The following is a 4207-nucleotide window of genomic DNA, read 5'->3' as shown; positions in this document are numbered from 1 at the left end:
TTTGCAGCTCTTAGTTAGCCGCTTCAGGGTTGGCCTCACGACCGTAGAGGTAGCTGAGGACAGAGTTGCGCAGGCGATAGTACTGTGGATCCTCCAAAATTCGCTCGCGGTCGCGAGGACGCGGGAAGGGAATAGAGATGATTTGCCCGATGGTGGCCGCAGGGCCATTGGTCATCAAGACCAAACGGTCGGCCAAAAACAGTGCCTCGTCAATGTCATGGGTAATCATCAAAACTGTACAGCGATGTTCCTCCCAAATGCGCAACAGCTCCTCCTGAAGTTCTTCTTTGGTGATGGCATCCAAAGCCCCAAAGGGTTCATCCAAAATCAGCACTGCTGGGCGGATTGCCAAGGCACGGGCAATGGCCACCCGCTGTTTCATCCCTCCGGAAATTTGCGGGGGATATTTCTGGGCTGCTTCCCCCAGCCCCACCAGATTCAGGTGTTCTTCTACAATTTGATGCTTTTCTGACTGGCTCTTTTGGGGAAACACCGCCTGAACAGCCAAGTAAACATTTTCATAAACTGTGAGCCAGGGCAACAAGGCATACCCTTGAAACACCACCATGCGATCTGGCCCAGGAGCTGTAATTGGCTGGCCTTTGAGCTTTACCGAGCCGCCGGTGGGCTGGGTAAAGCCAGAAACCATGTTCAGCAGGGTGGTTTTGCCACAGCCGGAATGCCCAACGATGCAAACAAATTCTCCTTCACAGACGCTGAGGTTGATATCGCGCAATACGGGATACTCCCCCTTAGGAGTTGGGTAAGTCTTGCTGACATTCTCAAGGGTTAAGTAGGGCTCTGCGGCTGTGGCTGCTGGGGTAGAGGTTGTCAAGAGGGCAGTCATCGTGGGGTGCTCCAATTCATCGTTTTCTCACAACTGGGAACGTGCTTTTGCCAAGGAGATCTCTAGAGCAACACGGGACGACGATCCCAAGCAACCTCGGCTACGTAGATGTCGTGCTTAATTGCCAGACTGTTGAGGTAAGCCAAGGGATCCTCACCATTAAAAGGGATCCCGTCGAACAATTGAATGGGCTGGCGTTGGTAAGACACATCCAGCCCCAGCTCGCGGGCCGCCGTACTGAAGACTCCCACCTGACACACCCGCTCCACGATCTCTACCCAGTTGCGCGGGAAGGGCAGATCCCCCCAGCGGGCCATTTGCGTCATCATCCACAGATGCTCGGTGCGGCTGGGACGGTTGCCGGCGCCCAGAAAGAAGCGGTGGTGGGCATATTCCCGCATTGGCATGTCTAGGTCACAGAGCAGGCGCTGGGGATCCCCCAGGTGAATGTAGGAAGGATCAGTGCTCAGGTAGGCGCGGCGGCTGAGCAGCTCGCGAATCTCGTCGTGGTGGGCCGGATCTTCACAGTAGCGACAGGCTTCCAGCAGCGCTTTCACCAGGGCAATGTGGGTGTTGGGATAGGCCCTGGCCCACTCTTCGCGCACCCCCAACACTTTGCCGGGGTGGCCCAGCCAAATCTCCAAATCTGTAGCCACCGTAAAGCCGCTGCCCTCCAGAGCGGCCCGCAAGTTCCAAGGCTCTCCTACACAGTAGCCGTCGATGTTGCCGGCTGTTAGGTTGGCCACCATCTGGGCCGGGGGCAGGGTTTTCAGCACAACATCGTGATCCGGGTGGATCCCGCCGGCTGCCAGCCAATAGCGCAGCAGCAAGTTGTGCATGGAGCTGGGATGCACCACCCCAAAGGTCAGCCGACGGCTGGGGCTATCTAAGATGTAAGCCCTCAACTGGCTCAGCGTGTGGATCCCTTGCTCGTAGAAGCGCCTGTGCAGGGTAATGGCATTGCCGTTGCGGGTCAAGGTAAGGGCAGTCACCACCGGCTGAGGCGGATTGTCCCCGCCGCCCAGAGACATCCACACCGGCATGCCGGCGGGCATTTGGGCCGCATCCAAGTAACCTCCCTGGATGCCGTCTTGGATCCCTCGCCAACTGGTTTCCCGCACCAGATTGACTTCTTCCAGGCCGTGTTTGGCAAAAAACCCCTTTTCTTTGGCCACCGCCAGCGGGGCGCAGGCGGTCAGGGGCACAAAGCCAATCTCCAAGTTGATCTTTTCCAAACCGTGCCTGGCCACCACGGTGCTGCGGCGGGCCCGCCACTGCTTGATCCGTTTTTGCTGGTTCAAAAAGTAGATGATCTCGCTGCGATAGCTGTAGTAGCTGGGGTGATTGACCACCTCCAACCGGCGGCGGGGGCGGGGAATATCGATGGTTAAAATATTGCCAATTCGGGATCCCGGCCCGTTGGTCAGCATCACCACCCGATCCGAGAGCAGGACGGCTTCATCCACATCGTGGGTAACCATAAGGGTAGTCACGTGATGTTCTTCGCAGATGCGCATCAACTGCTCCTGCAGATTCCCCCGTGTAAGGGCATCCAAAGCGCCAAAGGGCTCGTCCAACAACAACACCTTGGGCCTTACCGCCAAAGCGCGAGCGATGGCTACCCGCTGCTTCATGCCCCCTGAGAGTTGCGCTGGGAACTTATCCGCCGCCTGCCGCAAACCAACCAGATCGATATGTTCTTCGACAATCTGCTGACGCTCTGCTGGGGAGTAGTTTTTCAGCACAGCGTCTACGGCCAGGGCAATGTTTTGCCGAACCGTTAGCCAAGGCAAAAGGGAGTAATTCTGAAACACCACCATGCGATCGGGGCCGGGAACGGTGATGGTGTGTCCATCCAAAGCCACGATCCCTCCGGTAGGTAAAGACAACCCCGCCACCATGTTCAACAGGGTGGACTTGCCGCAGCCGGAGTGGCCGATTAAGGAGACAAACTCCCCGCGGTGAATTTGGAGATCGATCCCTTGGAGAGCAAGATATTCTTGGCCCCCAGGCAGACCAAACGCTTTTTCCACTTGCTCTACACTGACCAGTACAGACACAGAAGACCTCCCCACCTGTAGATACTCTCAATTTGCTCGGCAACTCGGATCCCAGACCTCAATTCTACTCTTTTTGAAGAGCGGATTGGAGCAAACACTCAAAGACAATGGAAGAGGGATCCCAACTCAATTGGATGGACATGCAGTGAAAAGATCTGCAAACGGGGCTAGCGATTGGCTATTTTGTTTTGCAGGGCAGCCACCAGCCGATCCAAAAGCAAGCCCACCGCCCCAATGTAGATGACAGCAACGATGATCTCAGTTACATAATTCTGCTGGTAGGCATCCCAGATAAAAAAGCCGATCCCTGGCACGCCAGACATGACAATTTCTGCAGCAATAATCGCCAGCCAGGAGAGGCCGATGCCAACCCGCAAACCTGTGAACATGTAGGGCAAAGCAGAGGGCAACAGCACCTTAAAAAAGAAGTCTATCTTGGAAAGCCTCAGCACTCTAGAAACGTTGATGTAGTCTTCCGGGATCTGCCTCACCCCCACCGCCGTGTTGATCAAAATGGGCCAGATCGAGGTGATGAAAATAACAAACAGGGCAGCCGGCTCATTGCGCTGCAAAGCCGCCAAGGAGATGGGCACCCAGGCCAAGGGAGCCACCATGCGCAAAAATTGGAAGAGGGGATCCAAAGCGCGGTTGATCCACACGCTGCTGCCCACCAAGATCCCCAGGGCAATGCCCGCCAAGGCGGCGCTGCAGTAGCCGATGGCAACCCTTTGCAGGCTGGCCAAAGTTTGCCACAGCAGCCCTTGGTCGAGGTCGCTGTTGCGATACAGAGGATGCAGGATTAGATAACGGCTGCGCTCATCCATCCAAATATCCCATGGCCCCGGCAGCCGGATCAGGTTGGCGCTGGACAAAAGTTGCCAGATCAACAAAAATCCCGCAATGCCAACCACGGGAGGGAGGATCTGATCCCGATACTTGGCAAAGTCAAACTTGGCCGTCGAAGACTTTGCCGGAGAAGAAAGTGTCGTCGTCATGGCTCCTAGAGAGGATAGGGTTTTACACAGTTCTCCGTTGCTGCGCCCCCAGAACATCTCGACCGAGGGGTTCTACAGAGTGCTGGCAACAGAGCACGAACTTGGATCAGACTTGCCTTTTCCTTGGACGGGCAAACACAAGGACTGCAAGCTCGACAAAACTCTCACAACAATCAGTAAAATCAGCGCCCCCATCGCTATCGAGAGGATGAGCTTGTCCCATTGGGGCTGAGCCGGTCTCTCGAAGCAGGGATCCCTGGAGTATTCCCGCGGAACGTGAAGTAGAGCTAACATAGCCGATCCTC

The 4207-nt window shown here is 56.0% G+C and carries 3 protein-coding genes; all 3 read right to left on the bottom strand.

Translation table 11 applies throughout. From position 1 onward, the window contains the following. Positions 1 to 10 precede the first annotated feature (10 nt). Complete coding sequence (locus NW844_RS06830; RefSeq protein ID WP_414334605.1) at positions 11 to 847, bottom strand: ABC transporter ATP-binding protein; 837 nt, start codon at positions 845 to 847, stop codon at positions 11 to 13. Positions 848 to 909: 62 nt separating this feature from the next. After that, a complete protein-coding gene (locus tag NW844_RS06825) occupies positions 910 to 2907 on the bottom strand; it encodes a nitrate ABC transporter ATP-binding protein (RefSeq protein ID WP_414334603.1) in 1998 nt (665 codons plus the stop codon). Between the two features lie 167 nt (positions 2908 to 3074). Then, entirely contained in the window at positions 3075 to 3902 is an 828-nt protein-coding gene (gene ntrB / locus NW844_RS06820; RefSeq protein WP_414334601.1) for a nitrate ABC transporter permease, read from the bottom strand. Positions 3903 to 4207 lie beyond the last annotated feature (305 nt).

The organism is Synechococcus sp. H55.2 (assembly GCF_047462495.1).
Lineage (GTDB): Bacteria > Cyanobacteriota > Cyanobacteriia > Thermostichales > Thermostichaceae > Thermostichus.
Note: the sequence above shows the minus strand (reverse complement) of the source record. Positions and strands in the feature narration are given on the sequence as shown.